This is a genomic window from Sporosarcina trichiuri (assembly GCF_030406775.1).
Taxonomy (GTDB): Bacteria; Bacillota; Bacilli; order Bacillales_A; family Planococcaceae; genus Sporosarcina; species Sporosarcina trichiuri.
The window spans coordinates 1,978,088-1,995,697 of sequence record NZ_CP129119.1; the positions used below are offsets into that span (position 1 = coordinate 1,978,088).

Genomic DNA, 17,610 nt, shown 5'->3' on the forward strand with positions numbered 1-17,610 from the left:
CCGTTTCCCTCCTACTCATCAATACGTATCTTGTCATTTTTCAAGCTGACCAGATCTGTAATCCGGGCATATCCATCATCGTCCTGACGGATGATATATCGCTTGCCTTTCACATATCGCCACTGGTCCCCTTCGTTTCCTGTGAACAGGAAAACCTCTTCTGTGTCCACATAGTAATCCCTCGCATTGAGGCTGCCTGTGTCCAGTATGTCCGTCGACTCGAATTCAAAGTATGTACCTTTTCCTTGGATGCCCAGAATATACTCTTCGATTTCTTCATATGCCTTGCTGCCTTGGGCAAGATAATGTGCAACATATCCGAATTCCCCATAATTCACAGCATCTTCATAATCCACTCGAAAGTTGAGAATGAAATCAGACAGCTGGCGGGCAGTTTCTTCAGTCACTTGCCGTGAAGGTGCCGCCTGTACCGGCACGGATGGTGTTTCTGCAATCTCAGTCTGCTGCTCAGGTGCCGGTTCACTGACTATGTCCGCTGTTGTATCAACAGACGAGGAGGGAATGCTGTTTCCAGTATCCATTGCCGCCTGATGGTCGTCATACGCTTGGGTCTCGTTTTCAACGAACTGATCCGTATCTTCACTGGCTGCCGCTTCTCCGTAATCGTACCCGCCATCTTCTTCATCATCGCGATTCAAGAATGCATCCGCCATCTGGAAGACTGACAGAGCAGACTCCGCCGTACTTTCAACAACCGGGGAAACTGCAGCGATCACCTGTTCTTTTTGCCAAACGGCTGTCGCTGCAAGAATGACTGCAGCCGCAGCGGAAAACCGTCGCTTCTGACGGCGGCTTATCCGCTGAATCCTTTCTTCTACAGGAAGGTCAAGCACATCCGGAATGATGGGTAGTGATTGACGACTGAACAGTGAGCTTGCCAATCGGACGGAGGAAGATTTTATATCTGCTTCTGGTGCGTTATCTATAGATATGTGCCAGGTTTTCATGCTTTCATAGGCATGGATCGGCAGGCATAGTGATAGTCCCATCAGCACAGCATTCGCCAGCCGAAGAGGACTTGGCACGGTTTCAGATGGCTGATCTGACAGCAGACTGCCGAGAGTCATCTGGTAGCCATGCAGAATCTGTTGCGTCGCTTCGATCGCTTCACGTTCATAATACTCAATTTCACCGATTGCAATCTGAGCCGTCCGTCTGCCGGATTCCCATTCGTTTTCTAATCGGTTCAAGGTTTTTATACTTTCTGTCTGCCAATTATTCAGCTGTTCATTCAGCTTTTTCAAGTAACTTTTAAGCTTAGCTGCACAAGCTTGATACATCTCTGTATGCTTACTGCTCTGTTCCTGCAAAGTTGAAATCCGATCGTTCATGACTGCCTGCCTGACAGCAATCTGGCGCCACTCGCTTTTTGTCTGTCGGCGGCCTCTGCAAAGTTGCTGATAATCTGTCATCAAAGCGTCCCGGTCTTCAGTCAACTGACGGACATTTGAGGAAAGTGATTGGTTTTGCGAAAGCACTAGATCGCAGTCCTCCCACTCACCCGTCTGCACTAATTCCAACTGAAGGGCTCCTTGCCATACTGCGATAGAACCCTTAAGTGCCTGAAAAGTTTCTTTGGAATCGAGCGGTACGGCCTCCAGTTCAGTGATGGCCGTTCTCCTATCCTTGAATAATTCCTGATGGGCGAGGAGGGTTTCCCATTTCGGCTTCAGTTCGTTCGTCCACTCCTTCAAGAGAGTGTCCATATTGTCTTTCACAATAGTGAATTCCGGATTCGTCGCTTCTGCAAAAATCCTTTCTTTCAGGAAGACAACGAATGCTGTGAGTCCGCGTACAATTCTTTTCTCTTCGTACTTCTCATTGAAGATATGTTCCATCAATGAATGGACGCCCTCCCACTTGCTGAATCGATAGGTTTCGGAAGTTCGATCTCCATGCGCCATGCGTGCCAGCTCCGCGGAAACAGGTGTCAGTGAAATAAGATCCCCCTGGAAGAGGCGTCGGACAGATTCCAAATACTCGTCGAGCGGTTCCTCCTCATTGTGCATATCTATCTTATTGATGACCCCATAGACGGGAATCTCCAACCGGTTCAATTCCGTCAACTTCCGCTTCTCACCAGGGGTTCCACATAAGCCATACGGCAAAATCCAAAGGGCACAATCGCAATCGGTCATATGCCGGTTGGTCATTTCATCATGAGCATCTTTAGCTCCGAAACCCGGCGTGTCCACAAGCGTAACATCACCAAGGAAATCGATAGGCAGTTCCAAAACCAGATGATCTGTCCGCTTTCGCAGGTCTTCCAGACCACCAGCACCTTCTGCAGACAACTGGGCAAAGAGTTTATCCGTCAGCTCGATTTCCTGGCCATTCTGGAGGATCGCCCGATACCTCTTTGTCTCACCGTATTGAATGACTGTCGTCACGGCTGTTGCGGGGTTGACGTCGGAAACGACGATATCTTCTTGCAGCAGTGCGTTGATGAACGTCGATTTACCCGCTTTGAACTCGCCAAGGACATTCACTCGTACAGGTCTGCCTATCTCAGCGAGGATTTCTTCAACCTTCTGCTTTGCATCTTCTATGTAAGCTGATGATCCGTTTAGCTGCCGTCGGAAATCTGTTAACACCATCTCCAGCTTTCCCTGCCAGTCGCTCATCCTATCCCTCCTCCCTGCCAACGTGTCCATATTCTGTATAGATCTATTATAATAGTGTTAAAAGCCTAAATACAAGGTACAAAGTAACATTTTAGATTTATTTTTTTGTTATTTCGGACTTATTTTTTCTCTTTCACAACATAGTCCAATACATTCATCCAGAAACCGAGTTTGTCAAAAGAGAAATGCCCCTGCAACCTTATCCGGTTGCAGAGGCAAATAATCTGTAGGAGTCGTACAACTTATTGGTTTCCCGTTCCCCATCCAGGAGGCTGACCTAAAAGCATATAAAGATCGTCATTATTTCAGGAGCTGCAGAACACTCTCTGCCATGACTTTGGAATGACCCATGACCGTCTGGTTTGTCTGCAAAAGAAGAGAGGATTTAATGGAGAGTAACAGTTCTTTCGCCATGTCCGTATCTCGGATGCGGGATTCTGCAGTCGTAATGTTCTCTCCATAGTTTTGTACATTATTGGAAATATGGTTCAGTGCGTTGTCATAGGCGCCATATTTTGTCCGTTGATCCGATACAATTCCTATCGCTTTGTCCAGCTTGAGAAGCGCTTCATTTGCATTCTCCCGGGTCAGCACGCTGACATTGTCAATGCGCATACTGGACGCCCGGACATCAGACAGTTCGACTCTGAATGTATTGCCTGCATTCGGACCGACCTGCAGCAGCAAGTCTTGCGGGTCATGCGAACCATGGGACTCCCCTGAGGAATTGCCAGATCCGTTTTCTCCCTCTTCTGAATCCGTATCATTTTTATCACGTGGGCCTAGTATGAAAATCCCCGTATTCCTGGACTGCCCATTTCCAACCGCGATGATCGTATCTCCGACTTGCACGGAGTCCTTCAAATAACCATTCCAATTGTTCGAGGGAACCCGCATCCAGTTTACGCCGTCTTTGGAGATGGCATGGCCAATTGTTTCAGTTCCCAATGCTATGAAGTAATCGCCGGTTTTCTGTACACCGTTGTACCGCCTTGCCGATAGACTTGGACCGATCGGCTGCACGTCGTCAGACCAGGACGTTCCATCTTCCGAATAGAAAATCTTTGCATGCGTTCCGTCTCCAGTTACTGCGACATATTTTCCGTCACTGTAAGTGATCCCTGTGAAACTTCCAAAGCCACCGCCGATATGAAAGTTCCTTTCCCACTGCATGCCATCTGAAGATCTCGCGACGAGACCATTAGTTCCGACTGCAATAAATTCGTTTCTCTCTGCATTCCACAGCACATCATTCAATCTGCTGGCGGAACTGGCATAAGGCGGGACGGAAACTTCCTCCCATTCTTGCCCATCGGCTGATCGGTACATGACTTGTTCGATACGAAGGTTATTACCGATCGCTCCAAATTCTTTCCAGCCGACCGCAATGTAGGAATTTCCGTTCGATGTGATAGATTGGAGTTTCACTTTATAGTCAGGACCAGTCATATCAGACAACTTCTGCTGCCACTGGTGTCCGTCAGAGGAGGTGAAAACAGCGCCCTTTTCTTTCATGGCGACATACTGACGGCCATCCCAGAAAACGTCGTGAAAGAAGTTTTGGTAGTCATGAGAAACGAGCTGTCCGTCAAGTCCTGTCATCGTCACTTCTTTAGACCACTGCTCCCCTTCAGGCTTTGAGGAATCGAATACAAGGAAATCGGACCACGACCCCGCAATCACAGCACTACTGCCATTTGTGGCGATAGCTTGGTGATTCCCCTGCGGCATGAAGCCGATCTCCTCTTTCGAAACATGGTACCACTGCATAGGCAGAAAGGGCGGGTCGATCCCTTCGACCGGTGGAATTTCCGGTACTCCGACCACCTGATCGAAATACTTATCATAATAGGATTGCTTCATCTCCACATTCAGTAACTGAATCGTATTAAAGGTCGTATGATTTGCAATCTGATCCACCCCTGCAATGAGCTGGCTGACTTCCCTCTGAATTTCCTGCCGGTCCGCTGATGTCAAAACATCATTAGCTGCCTGTACACTCAACTCCCGTACCCTTTGCAAATAGGAATGGATGTCGGCCAATCCCCCTTCTGCCACTTGCACCAGCGAGACGCCGTCTTGAATATTCCTGTCCGCCTGCGCCAATCCGCGGATCTGGCCACGCATTTTTTCAGAGATCGCTAAGCCGGCCGCGTCGTCGGCAGCTTGCGTAACTTTCATACCCGAAGAAATCTTCCTGTTTGATTTCTGGTAATTGACTGTCTGTCTATGTATTGTATGCAGCAAATGGCTTACCAGCCCTGCATTGCTTGTCCGAATGATCAGCACCTCATTTATGAGTTCAACTAATAGCAGATGGACGTTTTAGTAATTCCATTTGCCTGATTCTAATAGGGTTGATTATTTGTAAGTATTTACATTATACCGTTAATCGTGTGGGTCGCAATATATTTTTCTGCCTAATCCAATTGACGCAGACGTGAAAAGTTATCCTCGTATTTTCAATACTATGTGATAGTGCTCCAACTACAGCCGGTTCAACTTTTTTCAGAGACAGTCTTTACTTCTCCGCCGCATTAATGAGAAGATAGACTCAGTTGACAAGCCATTCAGTTTACTATACAAGTCTCTACAGAAAGAAGGTGCATGAACGTGGCTGATGAAAAGGGATTGACGCTGGTGGAGGTGCTGGCTGCACTCCTCATTCTCGGGATCGTGTTCGTCGGATTCATGACGATCTTTCCGCAAATGGACTTATTCAACCAGCGGACCGAATCGAAGATCGTGACGATGAACCTGGCGAAACAGGAATTGGCGGCGCTGAAGGAATCCCCTGCCCGGTTGACCCCTGATCGAAGACGGAGCAGCAGCACACCTGCCAATCCTTATGAGACGTATGACTTCTCGAAGACCGGCTATGATATCCAAGTCGATTGCCATGATGCTGAAAAGACTTCAGGTGGACCGAAGTATGCCTGCAGCGATTCAGCACCTGTTCCGCGCCTCCATAAAATACATATATCCGTCAAAGAGGACGGAAAACTGACCAGCGAGTCGTTCGGGTATGTCGAGCTCAGGTAAAGAGGTGAATTGACAATGGAGCGAAAGGAAGAAGGAATGACACTGGTCGAAGTGCTGGCCGCCCTCGTGCTGGTCGCGTTAGTGTCCGGCATTATCTGGTCAGTCATCTCCATAGCGGCACAGTTCAATCTATCGGAAACCTCCACTTTACGTCTGCAGCAGGAGGCCAATCTCGTCATCGCCGAACTCCAGCAAGTCCATCGTCACTGTGACACTTACCGTTTGATCATCTCGGAGGAAAAAGTCCAGGTCGAATCGTGCAGAGATTCGGATGGTCAAAGCCTTGATGAGTACAATCACATTGTCAGCGATGCGGTCAGGTATCGCGCCGGAGACAGTACAGGCAACAAGTATGTAGACCGGACCTACTCGCCCACGAAGGAAAACCTCGAACTGCCGGGGTTCACTGTGCTGGATACGGTGGTGCGGCCGGGTCATGAGAAGGCGGTCACGGTGCCGACGACAATTTCACGCTACCGGACAAAGGACAGACAGAAACCTTAAATGGACGGAGGGACCGATACTATGCGCCAGGTGAAAAAAGAACAAGGGTATGCACTGCTGATCGTCTTGTTCGCCATCGTCTTCATCACCGTCATCACAGCTGTCTTCATGCGCGGGGCGATCAGCAATGCCACCCAGGGACAGACCCTCGATGAAAACAATCTGGTCGTTGTTTCTGCTGAAGCCGGCGTCGATTACTATACGTGGCATCTGAAACAGCTGTATGACGAACAGCAGCTGGAGGCTGAGTTCAACAGCCTGGTGAACGGCTATATTGCTGATAAAAAACCGATCAACTACACAGCCATTCAGCTAAAGATGGTAGGAAATTTCAGAAACAAGCTAGAGACAAAAATACAAGAGCTGAAGAAATTGAAGGACAGTCCTGAAACCGACCTTTTCAATACGTATACCCATCACCTGACAGCTGCTGATGTGGATAAAGAACAGGACGGCAGCACTGCCTATCTGCTCGTTAAAGGAAGAGTGGAAGGAAAGCTCCCACAAGGGGGTAAGCCGAAAACGAAAAACCTGGATTTCGAATTCCGGTTCATCTTTCCGCAAGTTCTTACAGCAGACGGAGGAAAGCCTGAGAATCCTGATGATAAAAACGACAGCACAGGAAGCCTGATCGGGATGCCCGTTTTGAAAGCACCTGCACCGCCGGCGACTCCCGAGAAACCGGCCGCAATCAGTAAGCCGGCTTCTGCATGCCACCCCAAGGGACGTCTGCTGGAAAACCAACAGTGTGCGCAGCAGGAAATCAGCGAACCCAATTATACAATCAATAAGTCAGGAGTCTATCTGACAGGTAAGCTGGATTCCTGGGGAAATGTCCATGTCGAGAATTCGTCCCTCAACATACGCGGGAATTTCACGCCTGCCAGTTTTCTGGCCGAAGACACACTATTGGTTGTCGGCGGCTTAATATCAACGTATCAGCCTATCACTATCAACAAAACAAAACTTCAAGCAAGCACATTTATAAATGGCCATGGGAAAGCAAAGATCTCCAACTCCCATTTAACGATAAATGATACATTGACATTCCAGCAATCGGAAATTGAGAATTCGTTCATCATAACGAATACGTACAAGGCGAACGATAACGCAACATTCAAGAATACCGATTTCAATGTGAAGAAAATATACGAATCAAAGGGAGCCGAATTCCATAATTCCCGAATTGAAATCGGCGAAACGATGAGCTTCGGCGGCGGACTCTTTTACGTCGAAGGATCCGATATCAAAATAAACAAAGACGTGACAGCAGCTAATGGATCCAGGATTTTTAATTCACGAATTCAAATTGGTGGGGGTATGACACATAATCAAACGGTGCTGCTCAGCAAAAACTCTGATATATCCATCGGCGGCGAGGTTAAGGCAACAAACGGCACAGATCTGGAGCATGTAAAGATGCTCGTCAAAGGAAAGTATACGGCAAACGAGAACTTCAAGCTGGACAATTCGAAGCTCATCATCAGCAGCGGGCTGTCGCTCACAAACGGCGGGGATTTGGAAAACAGCCTGCTGACCGCCGCCAGTATCACTTCTTCGACACCACTGAAACTGGAAAATTCCATCATGGCCACCGGTTCACTGGACTCCGACGTCCTGAGACTGGAAAACGCGAAAGTCTGCGCCGGCAACCTTAAGGTCAGGGACTTGAAGATGGATGGAAACAGCAAGATCTACTATCAGACGCAAACGAGCAACCCGAACCATTCCAACAAAAATATCATCCAGCTAGCACCCGAGGAATTCAGCAAAAAATGTGCCGTCCAAACCGAGGAAACTCCTGAGGAACCGGAAAACACCGGAACCATTGACTGGAAAGCTCCGGTTGTGGATAAAGTGACTTACTGATGAAACGTTTCAATTTTTCCAGTAGAACGACAGGAAAATTTTAACTTGCTCACTTGGCAGTCCAGTCGCTTGCAATTCTGACGTTTAAGAAGTTTTCTAACTCGTTTATTTACAGTTTCCAAGATCACTCCACTGCAATAAAAAAGAGAGATGGCCAGTATTGCTGCCATCTCTCTTTTTGTTTCGTTCCCTATTGTACTTCCTGTCGTCATTCACCTGCTGCTTCCGGTTCTGTCTGAGGCGGCTCTACCTCAGTGTTCGGCGCAGACGGTGTGACGGCTTCTGGTGCTGGGGCTGCTTCTTCAGCTGTAGCTGCCTCATCAGGCTGTTTTGCAGTCGCGTCTTTTGATGGTGCCGGTTCCGGCTGGACGACAGGAGGAACCTCCGGCACAACTGCAGCTCCCTGTATGATCGCTTTCGCACGTTTCAGCGCATCATCTACTGCAGATGACACTGCAGCTTTCTGCGAGTCATTACTGACATGGATTTTTGCCGAAAGAGCATCGGCATATTTCTGCAATTCCTGAATGCTGCCGGCAGTTTCTGCTGCTGTATGTTGTGCCAGCTGTGCTTGTGCCCGCTGGGTCTCCAGCTGCAGTTCGAATCGCAGCCTGTCCATCAGGCGGTTCTTTTCCGCGGTGATCGCTTGGTCCATTTCCTGGATCGATTGGTTTTTCTGCTTATCGAACCAACCGATCAAACGGCCCTGAATACTAGTGTCTGCAAGTACATGGCTTCCGCCAGTTCCTGCTGTCCACATCAACAGGACAGCGAACAGAAGAATGAACACTTTGCGGGAGACTTCATCTTGGTTCAGCATTGGTTTCCTCCTTTCTCGTCCTGCACCGACTCAATAGCGGACTGATATTAATTGTTGATGGAACCGACGATGCTGTCTAATTGATTTTGTCCTTTAACCAGCAAGGATTTGGCTGCAAATGTAATTGTACTCTCATGCTCTTTGATCAATGCATTGTTGGCCGCTGTAATGCTTGCACGCAGTTTGGTGATTTCGCTGTCGATCATCTTTTTAATGTCCGCTGTCGTGTTGGCTTGCTGGGTATTCAGCTGACTTTGCAAAGAGGTCTTCGCATCATCAATCGCTTTTTGTAGTGCACTTGCTGCCTCGGCAGTCGCGTCTTTCACTTTTACATTCACGTCTGCAACCACTTTTGCACCTTCTGCAGATGCATGGGCATTCAAGTCACTGTTCGCATATGCCAGCGCTTCATTGCCTGACGATTCGATCATTCCTTTGGCGAATGTGGACAGCTCACTGAATTGACTGGACATATAGGACTCGATATGTGCTTTTTGCGTATTAATCTGATCGATATAGCCTTGGCTTTGCTTATCGATTCCTTCGATGGTCACTTCTGTTACGAAGTCACCTTTTTCCTTTAACTTACTTGTCGTATTGTCTTTTACGCCTTGGTACTCGGCAGCCAGACCAGGTGCCAGTGAGCTGGCATATGCCGCCGAGTCCGCGGATACTTTGTCGGAAGCAGTAGTGAATTTGGCGTCATACCAGCCCTTCAACACAAGACCTGCATCTGTTGCCCCCAGTACCGCTCCGCCGCCTGACAGAACCCCTACAGCTACTGCGCCTGCGATCACTTTGCTTTTCATTGTTTTCAACATATGAATTCCTCTTTTCTAGTATAGTATTGGTTAGTCTTGACTGAGCACATCTCCGAGAACGGCATCCACTTCCGCGGCTACAGTCCGCTCGATGGCCAGTTGTTCTTTGTATGCTTCAAAATCTTCTTGTTCCAGTTGGTTCTTCGCTGTTGCTATTTCGTTCTCAATCTTTCGCCTGTAGTCTTTGATGCCCAAGACTGTTTCCTTAGTGTTGGTGTCGCTGAATTCCAGCATGGCCAGGCTGAATAGGTTCTCGCTCTGCTGACTTATTTTCCGGGTCATCCGGAACACCTGGAACAGTCCATCCGCGGTGACGGCTCCCAGACGTTCACTTCTCGGCTTGAATTCACCATCGTACCAATCCTGTAACGGGTGCTTCCCCGTTTCTGCACTGGCAGATGAGCTCATCACCAGCAACAAGAGTGTGATGACGATCATCCGTTTCTTTCTCATTTCCCACCTCACTATCGATATGCGAGCTTTCCTTGGCTTGTCCTCCTTTGCAGCAACCGTTTTGTTGTGTCTGTGGAACTATCTTCAGTATAGGGGGCTATCGTCTGCCCTTCTTCCCTCATTCGTCTACTCTTTCAGGAGCGGTAGTCTACTTCAAGCTTCCACTTTCGTTCACCTCATCGACTAGTTGTATCTGGTTTCAGCAATGGCAGACAAAACTAGTGGATTTGCGGAACGCCGTCTGACAAAATCCTTTTATCCGTTGAGATATAGTATGTATGGGACAAACAGAATAGAGAGAAGGAAACGAGGAAGTGCATTCCGTATGTGGGCACCTGGAGTGCATGGAGTGAGTGGTGCAACCGACCTGGGATGACGGGGATATCCGTCTGTCTGCAGGTCTTTTTTGTGTCAAAACAAGTAGATGGGTGGGGTGCAGAATGGAGATACTGATCATCGATCACAGACCAATTGTCCGAAGCGGACTGCGAACACTGCTATCGGATTTCCCTGGCTTTCATATCTGCGGGGAAGCCATATCAAAGGAGGAGGCGATCCCCTTCATCAGACAGAGTCCGCCCGACCTGCTGATTGCTAATTGGTGTCTTGGTACTCTGAGCGGGCTTGAGCTCATACAAGAGGTCAGAACGAATGGCTATTGCGGAAAGTCACTAGTGCTGGCGGAGTCCGTCACTCAGCAGGAATTTTATGAGGTGAAAACATCCAAGGTGGACGGACTGCTCGCCAGCACTGCAACGGAGGAGGAATTCATGTGTGCACTGAATCTCATCCGCCTGGGAAGGACTTACTATGATTCTCAACTGTTGGTGAACCTGCTTGCCAACACAGCAGACAAGAAACCGGAGAACCCTCCTCATGATCAGTTAACCAACAAAGAACTCGAAGTCCTTCAAGCACTCGGGCAAGGGTTGTCAAATCGCCAAATTGCAGGAGACCTGTTTGTCACGGAGTTCACCGTCAAAAAGCATGTCAGCCAGGTGCTGGCCAAACTCGGTCTTGCAGATCGGACGCATGCTGCGTTATACGCGAATGCGAAAGGGATTGCACGTTATGAAGTGAGTGTTTGAGCGTTCAGGTCTGTTCAGTATGTATCGCGTGCCTGTGCACAACACAACTCAGACACAGTTCTGGGAATTTGAGAATGAATTGAAGAGAGAGATCGCTGTCCCATAGGGGCATGGCGGTCTCTTTTGCTGTTGCTTGAGGACAGTGTAAATTCCTAGTTGCAGCTATCTGGCAATCTGGCCTTCATACGACAATATGGAGAGGAGGAGACACAATAAAACCGCTATCAGGAAAGAATAGCGGTCGGTTGCACGTGATTATGTTAATCTCGTTACCCGTTCATGTCAGTTCTCTCGTCCAGACTGTCACCTCCATTTCCTCCTGCTCTCCCAGTTCCTTTAGACAGTGCATGCGATAGCCGCTCTCGTTCTGTTCGTAATAAGTCGGCAGGCAGTCCAGATGCCGTCCGGTGGTGAGATAACCCGGCACGGGCTGGTCTGGTGCTGTGTAATATTTGAATGAGCTGTGCGGGTTCGGTCAGCTCGTTGACCATGGTGATTCCGGTTTCGATCGGTTTCCGGTGGATGTAACGGCTGACGCTAAGGTGGCCGGCGGGCGTGTTGATAGTTTTGCGTAATTGCGACGCTGATAGATGTAGCCGTCGTGCCGGTACCGTTTCGAATAGTAATCACTTTAACGCTAATTGACGAGGCCCATAATCTTGCTGAGCTCGTCGTCCGAGGTGAGTAGAATTTGGTATTGGTTTGATTTCACGTATTATGCCTGGATTCGAAAACGGAACCGTTCGTACACGTCGGCGAGGCAGCGCAAAAGGTGGGATTTGTCCTGGTTGTCATTGTATACGTTCGCCCGGTTAGTGTCGCGCATGATGACGTGATAATAGGCGCCTGGCCGTCAGTTGCGCTTCCGTGATAGCCTTGATAGCTTCACTCCTTTCCTTTTTGCTAGATAATGTGGAACTGTTGCCCAATCGCCGCCTGCCGTTTCCACCGGACCGTTTCCACGATGCCTTCTTCCGGCACCTGGTCAGCACCCGCCAGATCAGCGATCATCCTCGCCAATCGTATCAATTTCACTTGCGTCCGGTTGCTCCATTTTTTGCCGAAGCAGATATTGCCAAGCTTCTCACCGGTCAGTTTGCTTGCGTCGAGCAGCCGGCTGCCAGAGACAATACCGCTCAGTCCGTTATGGTCATAGCGTCCCTGCTGCCGTCCGCGCGCACGTGTCTCGCGCTCCCTAATGGCCGCTAACTCGAAGAGTGTCTTTCTGTAGCCCGACATCCTTCAGCGTCAATACAAAATCTAGACGGTCGGGCAGCGGGCCGGATGCTATCAGCTGGGTAGTCGCGGATCTGGTGAGACGTGTATGCGCAATAGTGTTCTGGAGACCCGAAGTATCCGCAGGGGCATAGGCTCGTTGCCACTAGCAGAAGGAACGGTGCCGGGTAGGTCACCAACTGTCGTATCCGCTGATTTTCAATATCCCCTTAACATTGGCTGCCGCAGGATGTCGAGCGTCTTGCAGGAGAACTCAACGAGCTCGCCCAGGAAGAGCACGTCACGGTGGGCAAGCGAGATCTCGATCGGTTTCGAATACGTGCCGCCACCTACGAGGGAAATTAGCGGAAGCCGAATGATACGGTGACCAGTGAGGCGAACGGACCGGGGGTTCTCGGTTCTCCTTAACCAGGCGGCAGACGCTGTAAAGACTAGCCCATAATCTTCTATCTGTCATGAAAACTATATCCGGACAGACCCTTGTATCAGCCGCTAAATTATAACTGCCAGAAATACTGTGCATGTCACTGTTCAGAAGAGAACATTTTTCACCAGTTTACTCGGGAAGAAAAAAGAGATCACCGTCCACAACGGGACAGCGACCTCTTTTTCTTGTTAAGTACCACTCAAAAATGTTGAAAATAAGTTATACGGCCTATAATGTTCGTCAACTATTGAGATATTTGAAATAGTGGTATAAGGCAACTTAAAAGATTCTCAATTAAGAAGCAATGCGTAAGTCAGATGACCTGTTTGGTATATCCCATATAAGATGAACCCATTCCGGATGATCAATAAACGGATTTCGATTTCCTTGGATTTCATAAATTGTCTCGTTTCGCTTCTCTTCAAATTCGTCAACTGGGTCTTGCAAGTGCCATTGCAGAAGAACGGACAACTTCCCGTGATATGGATCTTTCCCGTTATTCAGCTTTTCATTCAATTCTAGATCTACTTTATCGCCTACTTCATACCGGGTTGCCATGTAAAACAACATACGAGCAACGTCTCCTTTTACCCGATCTGGCGGTTCCCAAGAGTTTGCAGATCTAAAGCACCCGTTACACGCTTTAACTGATGCGCCACCATTATCAAAGTCCAGATTTCCACGCGTGCTATTAACTTGGACATCAGTTGGTCGCAAATGATGGATATCTGTTCCTGGACCTACGGAAGTTCCGAAATCACCATGTGATTTAGCCCATACATGTTCGCGGTTCCAGTCTCCGACATTGCCACCACTCTTACTTTTTGGGCGAGAGTCACCTGAATAAAGGAGAATTACATTATCTTCATTGTTAGGATCCTCATCTGTCTGCTTCAATGCATCCCATACTTCTCCGTATGTCAGCTTGCGATGGTCAGAAATAATAGTATGTAAAGCATTTTTTAAAGCCTCCCCTTCTTTTCCTGCTGCATTTTGATAATAGGGGGAATCAGATTGATCCTTTGCTAGTACAGTAACTGAAAAAGATTGTGTGGCACTTAGGTTATATTTATTTTTAGCAGTCACTCCAACTATATGATTGCCTTCATCTAAGTGCAGGGTCAGGATGTTCCCGTCAACTAAACCTTTAGTAGATGAGAATGTCAGTGAACTATCTGCCGTCTGTTCGAAGTATTCGCTAAGATTGATTACAATTTCCTCACCTGATCGCAATGTCAAGTTAGACATTTTTTTAGTGATCACCGGAGGAATCGGTTCATTAGGAAAAGAAGGAACCCCAATGGGGCCCCCTTTTGAATTTGTGATTTTAATTGCTTCTTTTGTAGCTCCGTTTGTAAATTCAATCTCTTGAATGTTTTCGGCTCCTTTTATTTCCTTTACATTCTTTCCGTCTACTACAACCTTCTTCACTGAAGTTCCAGCGAAATCAATAACCGCTTCGGGTTTCGATGGCTTAATAGTAACAATTACATCTTTCAAACCTTCACCGTGAAACTTCGCATAGTTGCCAGTAAATAGAATGCCTTCACGGATTGCGGACTGGGCACCTACCAGAACGTCTACACTCGGTTTCCCGATAATCAATTTTTTTGTTTTGAAGGCTTTAAATTCATAGAACTTCTCAGCTATCATCTGCGGTTTGACTAGTGAAACTTGGATCAGAACAGGATCGTGATCGCTCGCACGGCCCGCCATATCCGTGTAATCCGCGTTCACATGCAGCATACCGATTTCCGCCTCATCTGCAAGGTTGTTCGACACGAGCACGTGGTCGAGCACTTGTGAATTGCCCTGGTACACATACGAATAGCGGCTCGATTCAGGCACCTTGTTGACCAGGTTCGTCATCAGATCGCCTTCGAAGATTTTCAAAGCATCCGAAAATTGGAAATCGTTGTAATCCCCGACGGATACGATGTTTGCGTCCGGGTTCTTCGTCTTTACATCGGCCACGAAGTCATGGACGATCTGGGCAATCTTCTTACGCTGGATTTCACTCTTGTACACCGGCGGCTGGATTGCGCCGAACAGCGGCGTGTCTCCGCCTTTCGAGTTCCAATGGTTCGCGATGACGATGACATCCTCACCGTCGAACGTGAACTCCGCAGCCAGCGGTTTCCGGCTGCTTGCGAACGCCGGGTTCGACGGATCGATCCGCCCCGGATTCACGGTCAGGCCGCCGTTCTCATACCCGACCGGTGTCATAGCATCCCCATGCGGCACGCCGCCCTTCAGTGATACCCGCTCCGGGTTGTACAGGAATCCGACGCGGATGTTCGCATTCGGCTGCCCGCCGTCTTCGTTGTTGACCGGGTCGATATTGACATACTCATACTTCACACCGCCCGCTTCCACGATCGCCTGGATCAGGCGCTCGTAGCTTTCATTCGCTTCAGGTCCGCCGGCATCCGGTCCGTTGTTGTCCTGCACTTCCGTTACGCCGACAATATCCGGACTGTGCATGTCGTTGGCGATCGCCCGCGCGAGTTTCCCGGCCTTATCATCTGACGTCGTTTTACGGTTGTTCGAGAAGTTCTCCAAGTTGTACGACGCAATCGTCAGCTTCTCCGGATTTTTCACGATGGTCGTCATTTCCGGTACAGCAGATCCTTTCACGTACTTGTCCTGCATCTCCTCATAGCCGACGAAGATCTTATAGTTCTGGAATGAATACCCGACCACGCCGACGATCGGTCCCTTGAACTTGTCGCCCGTCGCCACTTCGAAATTGCGGGCGGTCGTATTCGGCTCAAGTCGGAACTGGATAAGATCCGCGTTCGGCTTGTCCTGCCGAAGCAGGACGCCGCCGTTCTTCGTGTCCGTTTTCCGGCTTCCGAACACAGTCGCAAGATCTCCGTGCTGCTGCGGACCGACCGCTTTCACATCACCGACCTGGACGCGCATCGCTTCCCGGCTCTCCCAGAAATCGCCTGCGTATTTCGCAGGATCGAATTCCTTCAGCCCTTCGCTCAGGATAGCATCTTTCGGCAGGTTCGATTCGTCGATCACGAATGGTTCCGGCAGCTTGACGCCGCGTTCCAGAATCTTCACGGTACCGCCCCGGTCATCCCGGACGTTGATCTGCGTCGTTCTCAGGTCGGTCTGCTGACGGTCGGAGTACCCATCGATCGCGTACTCGCTCACCTGGCCGCCGACCGATACCAGATCGCCTTCCTTCAGGTTCCATGTATCTTTCCCACTGTACAGGACAATCGCTTCGGACGTCCGCAGATCGCCGTCCCGCTGGTCATCCGGCGTCTGGATATGGTAATACGTCGATCCCTGGATGACATATTTGTATGTCACGATGCCCTTGACGCCTTCCACAGTCTGTCCTGCGAACGGCGAGTCGTGGCCCGGCCCCTGGATGTCATGGATCTTGAGTGCATCGGTGATGAAATAGTCGAATGTCTGGACAATCGATGTCCGGCCGTCCGCTGTTTTCGCAACCGCCTTCAGCTGGACGTCGTCCGTGATTTCAAGCGGTAACGCGTATGTCGCTCCGTTCTCAACCGGATCGGTCCCGTCCAGCGTATAGAGGATTTCCGTATCTACTGTGCCTGTTGTCAATGTTACATTGACACCATCGATGAATGTCCCGCTTCCCGGATCCGCTGTGACTGGCTGGACGACGGATGCATCCGCCACGATATCCGCCGCACTGCGCGGGATGACCTGATAGACATCGTCGAACTGCTGGACGATGCCGGTGATCGAATCATACGTCATGCCTGCCTGCAGGCCGAGGGAGTCATTTTCATCCCGGACGGTGAATTCCGAACCATCTGTTGCAATGAAGTTCGCCCAGCCGGTCCCCTGCTCCTTGCTCGACAGGGTGACGTTATGGACGGTCACCAGCTGGGATTCCGTTACTTCGCCGATATCCGCACCCGTCACTTCTTTAGCATCCGGTACTGTTGAAACGGCTTTCTCCACGAGTTTTGCACTGTCGAGCTGCAGCAGTCCGCGATAGTCGGTCAGCTTGCCTGTGAGGGTCACTTCATCTCCCACCTCTGCCGCGAGGCTCGTCGGACGGACGGCAAGACCGCCTGTCCCATCCTGAATGGAAATTGTGTTTTTCAGCTTTGCGGTGATGACCCCTTTAATGGTTACTTCCTTAGCAGGGCCAGCTTCCCGGGCTTCTGCAATTGACATAACCGGCGCAGGCTCAGGTGTTGGAAGCTGTTCGTCATCAGCAAACTGGATACTGGATGGGCTTTTTAGACCTGCTGCGTTGAAATAAGCTTCAAGACTTCCCGAAATATCCACTTGTTTGTCAAGCAAGTCCGCGTTTGTTTGCAAGCCCCAATCTGAACGAAAATTCGTAGTAAGCTGGACATACAACATTTTTGCCACGTCTGTCTCTCCTGGCATGTCCGCTATAGCAAGGTTCAAGTCACTACCAAACTCAGTTCTCGAAACATTACCAGCTGATTTAATGAACCCGACGATATATCCCCTGACTGTACCAGTTCCACTATTATTGTCGATGGCTTCCTGGACTGTCATAGCAGAAGACTTCACTTGCACGGCAGCTCCTGCTGCATTTACTGTAAGTATCCCGGGTGAAAACAAACTAATAACCATAAGCACAATCATCCCAAGATGCAAAGGTTTCTTATTCCTCAAGTAATACACCCCATTTTCATATTATTAGATAGGCAAAGCCTTCTGAGCAAACCAG

Annotated in this window: 13 protein-coding genes, 1 pseudogene and 1 riboswitch; of the genes and pseudogenes, 4 read left to right on the plus strand and 10 right to left on the minus strand. The window is 49.2% G+C overall.

Annotated features, from left to right (window positions below; all coding sequences use genetic code 11):
• Positions 1-11: 11 nt before the first annotated feature.
• From QWT68_RS10120 to QWT68_RS15585, 3 genes and pseudogenes are all read right to left on the minus strand, one after another.
• Positions 12-1,859 carry a TcaA NTF2-like domain-containing protein gene (locus tag QWT68_RS10120; protein ID WP_431312222.1) on the minus strand — a complete coding sequence of 616 codons (1,848 nt, stop codon included), beginning with the start codon at positions 1,857-1,859 and terminating at the stop codon, positions 12-14.
• A 126-nt stretch (positions 1,860-1,985) separates the two neighbouring features.
• Positions 1,986-2,675 (minus strand): annotated as a pseudogene (locus QWT68_RS15600) (dynamin family protein); the annotation flags it as partial.
• Positions 2,676-2,945: 270 nt separating this feature from the next.
• The gene (locus tag QWT68_RS15585; RefSeq protein WP_348539783.1) at positions 2,946-4,934 is read right to left on the minus strand and encodes a flagellin N-terminal helical domain-containing protein; all 1,989 of its coding nucleotides are present in this window, start codon (positions 4,932-4,934) and stop codon (positions 2,946-2,948) included.
• Between the two features lie 324 nt (positions 4,935-5,258).
• Between QWT68_RS15585 and QWT68_RS10140 the strand changes: the two genes are divergently transcribed.
• The 3 genes from QWT68_RS10140 to QWT68_RS10150 are packed head-to-tail and all read left to right on the plus strand — an operon-like array spanning position 5,259 to position 8,060.
• Positions 5,259-5,687 (plus strand): type IV pilus modification PilV family protein, encoded by a 429-nt coding sequence (locus QWT68_RS10140; RefSeq protein ID WP_290148225.1) that lies wholly within the window; start codon positions 5,259-5,261, stop codon positions 5,685-5,687.
• Positions 5,688-5,702: 15 nt separating this feature from the next.
• On the plus strand, positions 5,703-6,191 hold the full coding sequence (locus QWT68_RS10145; protein ID WP_290148226.1) for a prepilin-type N-terminal cleavage/methylation domain-containing protein: 489 nt from the start codon (positions 5,703-5,705) through the stop codon (positions 6,189-6,191).
• A gap of 21 nt (positions 6,192-6,212) precedes the next feature.
• Positions 6,213-8,060 carry a hypothetical protein gene (locus QWT68_RS10150; protein ID WP_290148227.1) on the plus strand — a complete coding sequence of 616 codons (1,848 nt, stop codon included), beginning with the start codon at positions 6,213-6,215 and terminating at the stop codon, positions 8,058-8,060.
• 208 nt (positions 8,061-8,268) lie between these two features.
• Here the strand turns inward: QWT68_RS10150 and QWT68_RS10155 are convergent, their stop codons facing one another.
• The 3 genes from QWT68_RS10155 to QWT68_RS10165 are packed head-to-tail and all read right to left on the minus strand — an operon-like array spanning position 8,269 to position 10,139.
• Positions 8,269-8,880 (minus strand): hypothetical protein, encoded by a 612-nt coding sequence (locus QWT68_RS10155; RefSeq protein WP_290148228.1) that lies wholly within the window; start codon positions 8,878-8,880, stop codon positions 8,269-8,271.
• A gap of 47 nt (positions 8,881-8,927) precedes the next feature.
• Positions 8,928-9,701, minus strand: a complete 774-nt coding sequence (locus QWT68_RS10160) for a hypothetical protein (RefSeq protein ID WP_290148229.1) — start codon at positions 9,699-9,701, stop codon at positions 8,928-8,930.
• 30 nt (positions 9,702-9,731) lie between these two features.
• On the minus strand, positions 9,732-10,139 hold the full coding sequence (locus QWT68_RS10165) for a hypothetical protein (protein ID WP_290148230.1): 408 nt from the start codon (positions 10,137-10,139) through the stop codon (positions 9,732-9,734).
• A gap of 316 nt (positions 10,140-10,455) precedes the next feature.
• Positions 10,456-10,523: riboswitch (cyclic di-GMP riboswitch) on the plus strand.
• Between the two features lie 71 nt (positions 10,524-10,594).
• Here QWT68_RS10165 and QWT68_RS10170 point away from each other — a divergent pair.
• A complete protein-coding gene (locus tag QWT68_RS10170) occupies positions 10,595-11,242 on the plus strand; it encodes a response regulator transcription factor (RefSeq protein WP_290148231.1) in 648 nt (215 codons plus the stop codon).
• A 903-nt stretch (positions 11,243-12,145) separates the two neighbouring features.
• Here QWT68_RS10170 and QWT68_RS10175 read toward each other — a convergent pair.
• From QWT68_RS10175 to QWT68_RS10180, 4 genes are all read right to left on the minus strand, one after another.
• Positions 12,146-12,481 carry a magnesium chelatase subunit ChlI family protein gene (locus tag QWT68_RS10175; RefSeq protein ID WP_290148233.1) on the minus strand — a complete coding sequence of 112 codons (336 nt, stop codon included), beginning with the start codon at positions 12,479-12,481 and terminating at the stop codon, positions 12,146-12,148.
• Complete coding sequence (locus tag QWT68_RS15605) at positions 12,448-12,681, minus strand: ATP-binding protein (RefSeq protein ID WP_431312223.1); 234 nt, start codon at positions 12,679-12,681, stop codon at positions 12,448-12,450. Before QWT68_RS15605 ends, QWT68_RS10175 begins: the two co-directional genes overlap by 34 nt.
• Positions 12,677-12,928, minus strand: a complete 252-nt coding sequence (locus QWT68_RS15610) for an ATP-binding protein (RefSeq protein WP_431312224.1) — start codon at positions 12,926-12,928, stop codon at positions 12,677-12,679. The genes QWT68_RS15605 and QWT68_RS15610 overlap by 5 nt, the downstream gene beginning before the upstream one ends.
• Before the next feature lie 271 nt (positions 12,929-13,199).
• Entirely contained in the window at positions 13,200-17,525 is a 4,326-nt protein-coding gene (locus QWT68_RS10180) for an endonuclease (protein ID WP_348539795.1), read from the minus strand.
• Positions 17,526-17,610 lie beyond the last annotated feature (85 nt).